Annotated in this window: 2 protein-coding genes and 1 pseudogene; 2 read left to right on the top strand and 1 reads right to left on the bottom strand. The window is 48.7% G+C overall.

Going from position 1 to position 3042, the window contains the following annotated elements; genetic code table 11:
- The first annotated feature begins 131 nt into the window (after window positions 1-131).
- Both HMPREF2565_RS13255 and HMPREF2565_RS13260 read left to right on the top strand, forming a co-directional pair.
- Window positions 132-821, top strand: a complete 690-nt coding sequence (locus HMPREF2565_RS13255; protein ID WP_256375065.1) for a HesA/MoeB/ThiF family protein — start codon at window positions 132-134, stop codon at window positions 819-821.
- A gap of 21 nt (window positions 822-842) precedes the next feature.
- Window positions 843-2078, top strand: a complete 1236-nt coding sequence (locus HMPREF2565_RS13260) for an MFS transporter (RefSeq protein WP_080975087.1) — start codon at window positions 843-845, stop codon at window positions 2076-2078.
- 263 nt (window positions 2079-2341) lie between these two features.
- On the opposite strand, the pseudogene HMPREF2565_RS00655 reads toward HMPREF2565_RS13260, so the two are convergent.
- Window positions 2342-3042: pseudogene (locus tag HMPREF2565_RS00655) on the bottom strand (IS3 family transposase); the annotation flags it as partial.

The raw sequence follows: 3042 nt of genomic DNA on the forward strand, positions 1-3042 counted from the left end.
AAATCAACGCACTCTAAAACCGGAAGGGCCACTTAACCCCAGAACAACAGACTCGTTTTTCTCGCAGTACTGCGCTCTACTCATGGCTAGGCGGATTTGGGAAATTTGATCGATGGGCTCCTCAAGAAATTATCTGCTCGTCGAGCATTTGTATTTTAGGGGCCGGAGGCATTGGATCTAGCATCGCGTTACAGATGGCCGCAAGTGGAATAGGAAAAATAACTCTCGTTGATTTTGACACTGTCGAGTTGTCCAACCTGAATCGACAAATTGCTTATTCGGAAAAATCTATCGGCAAATTAAAGACTGATGAACTCAAAAATAGGATTAGAGAGTTAAATAGCGATTGCTCAGTACGTACGATCGAGCGAAAAATTGAAGGAGTAGAGGAATTAATTCCCATTTTCAAGGAAGCAGATCTAGCTATAAGAGCAATCGACAACCCACCCGAATCGGCATATTGGGTATCAGAAGCCGCAATAGCCACCAAAAAGCCCTGGATTGACTGCAGCTACGCCGGGCCGATGGCGGTTTGCGCGACTTTTGTCCCCGGAACGACAGGGTGCTACCGATGCCTTCGAGAAAGTGAAAAACAACGGCTGCAACAGAATAATATTTCTGGACTCTACGAGGAAACCCCTCTTGGAATTAACGCTGCGATAGCACCTATCGTGTCAATAGCCAGTGCATTGGCTTCACTCGAAGCCTTAAGGTTCTTAGTCTCAAGAACCAACTTATCTATGGGCAAAGTTCTACATCAAAACCTTGCAGACTATTCAAATCAATATTCCATTGATTTCCCCTCGTCTTGCCAACATTAGCCTTCATGAAAGGACTAAGAAATGGCCACCTTAATGAGTATTCCTGGCTATCGCCGCTTAGTCGGAACAATGGCGTTCAACCAAACTGGTTATGCAATGGCTTCAGTAATAGTTCCACTATTGATTTTTGACATAAGCAAAAACGCCACACTGGCAGGATCAGTATCAGCTTTTGGAACAGGTTCGCTTATTCTTTTGAGCCTGTTTGCCGGTGCATTAACAGATAAGTTTCATCCCTCAGTAGTGCTAAAACTAGTTACTCTCGCTCAAACGATCATTTGGATCAGCATTGCTCTCATGCTCTCCTTTAGTGATCTTCCGTTACTCCCCATAGTTTTATGCATCGTTCTCGCTTCCGCGCTCTCTGCATTCGACGCACCAAGCGAACAAAGTCTCATCAAGCAGATGGTCCCTACAAGCGATCTAGGTACAGCAAATGCTATCGCGCATGGACGTGAATCCACTGCGGAAGTTTTCGGCGGACCGAGCGCCGGACTTCTTTACGGTTTAAACCCCCACTTAGCTCTTTTTGTCCAGGGAGCATTCCATGCCATCGCCTGCGCTCTCGTTCCTCGAAAGCCTAATTCAGCGTCAACAAATCAGCTACCCGAAGAACACGACACAAATGTTTCTGTTCTAAAGTCCTCGACTGATGGGTTCCGTTTTGTATTTAGCCACACAGGGCTGCGCGCAATCACTCTCGTGGCAGCCGTTGCCAACATTCCAATGTCAGCTTTTATCTTGGTACTGATTTTTTCATACCGCGCTACAGGAGAATCTGCATTCATTATCGGTTTGATTTCAGCATCTTTTGGATCCGGTGTCATCGTAGGTTCTTTTTTGGCCAGCAAGCTAGCAGAGGTTGTACCACTAGGAAAACTTGGCACTATAGCTTTACTTACCTTCACAATAAGCCTTATTGTGCTTACCACACTACATAGCAATACGGTCGCCACCATCATTGCTTTGTTTATCGCGGGTCTACCCCTAGCGTCTTTTAATACTGCAATTGGGGCTTTTACTGCCGCCATTACCCCTGACTACCGAATGGGCGCAGTAACCACAGCTTCTACCATTCCTGGAATATTTCTCATGCCATTCGGAGCATTTCTCGCTGGCTTTGGATTTGAGCACTGGGGAGCTTCAACAACACTCGGACTCATTTCAACATTCGCGCTCATTGCCACCATGATGACGCTAACCTCAGCGGTTCGCGGAATACCATTGCTATCTCAACTCGACGAAGTTCAATCCTGATAGTTCCACTCTGCACTGTAATGCTCTTAAAATAAGGATTACCCCATAGAACGATTAAGCCAAATAACTTTCGACGACATATACCTCATCTCCCCGTCCAGTTGGAATGATTGAAACACCGTAATGCTCCCAGACCTAATCAAAATCCAGGACTTCCAGAAAGAGAACTCTGGGCGACTGGTGAGCGACGGTTTCAAGGAGCCCGACCCCCGGAAAGTAGACACCGTGGGGTGAACAAAATGTAGGTGTAAGCCTATCAGGCCTTAAGCGGCTTGGGACTCGAACTCATCGGGGGTTTGGTATCCGCACCATGTGTGCCGACGGCACGTGTTGTAGCGCACGCACCACCGGAATACGTCTCTGCGGCAGATAAGTTGATTGGCGAAGGTCTTTGTATCTTTGAGGACCTCCCGTTTTAAAGCCGCGCTGAACGACTCAGCGAGCGAATTATCCGCGCTGGTTCCCACCGCGCCCATCGACTGGGTAACGCCCAAGCGCCTGCATGTTGCCTGGAACTGCGATGAGGTGTACACGCTTCCGTGATCTGAGTGGAAAATCGCACCGTCTAGACCTCCTCGCAGGTGGGAAGCGTTTTCGAGGGCTTCTTCTACCAGTTCGGTGCGCATGTGATCTGCGATAGCAAAGCCGATAAGTTTGCGGGAGAAACAATCAATAGCTGTTGCTAAGTACATGTTCGTTCCGTCTGCGATCGGCAGATACGTAATATCGCCGACAAGCACACGATTTGCAGCGCAGGCGGTGAAGTCACGGTTCACCAAGTCTGCGAACACGCGCCGGCCTTTGTCGCGCACAGTGGTCTTGACCCTGCGCTTCTTCTGAAATCCGAACAGGTTCTGGGCCCGCATCAAGCGGGCCACCTTTTTGCGATTGATCCGCTTGGCAGGGGTTGTAGCACCGTCGCGACGTGTGGGATCTGGGGTTGCCCGCAAATCGTGGACACGTA

It is taken from the genome of Corynebacterium sp. HMSC072A04, assembly GCF_001809235.1.
Taxonomy (GTDB): Bacteria; Actinomycetota; Actinomycetes; order Mycobacteriales; family Mycobacteriaceae; genus Corynebacterium; species Corynebacterium hiratae.

Excerpts from the sequence above, each read along its gene's own strand:
- HMPREF2565_RS13260 (WP_080975087.1), top strand. The coding sequence starts at position 843 with ATGGCCACCTTAATGAGTATTCCTGGCTATCGCCGCTTAGTCGGAACA.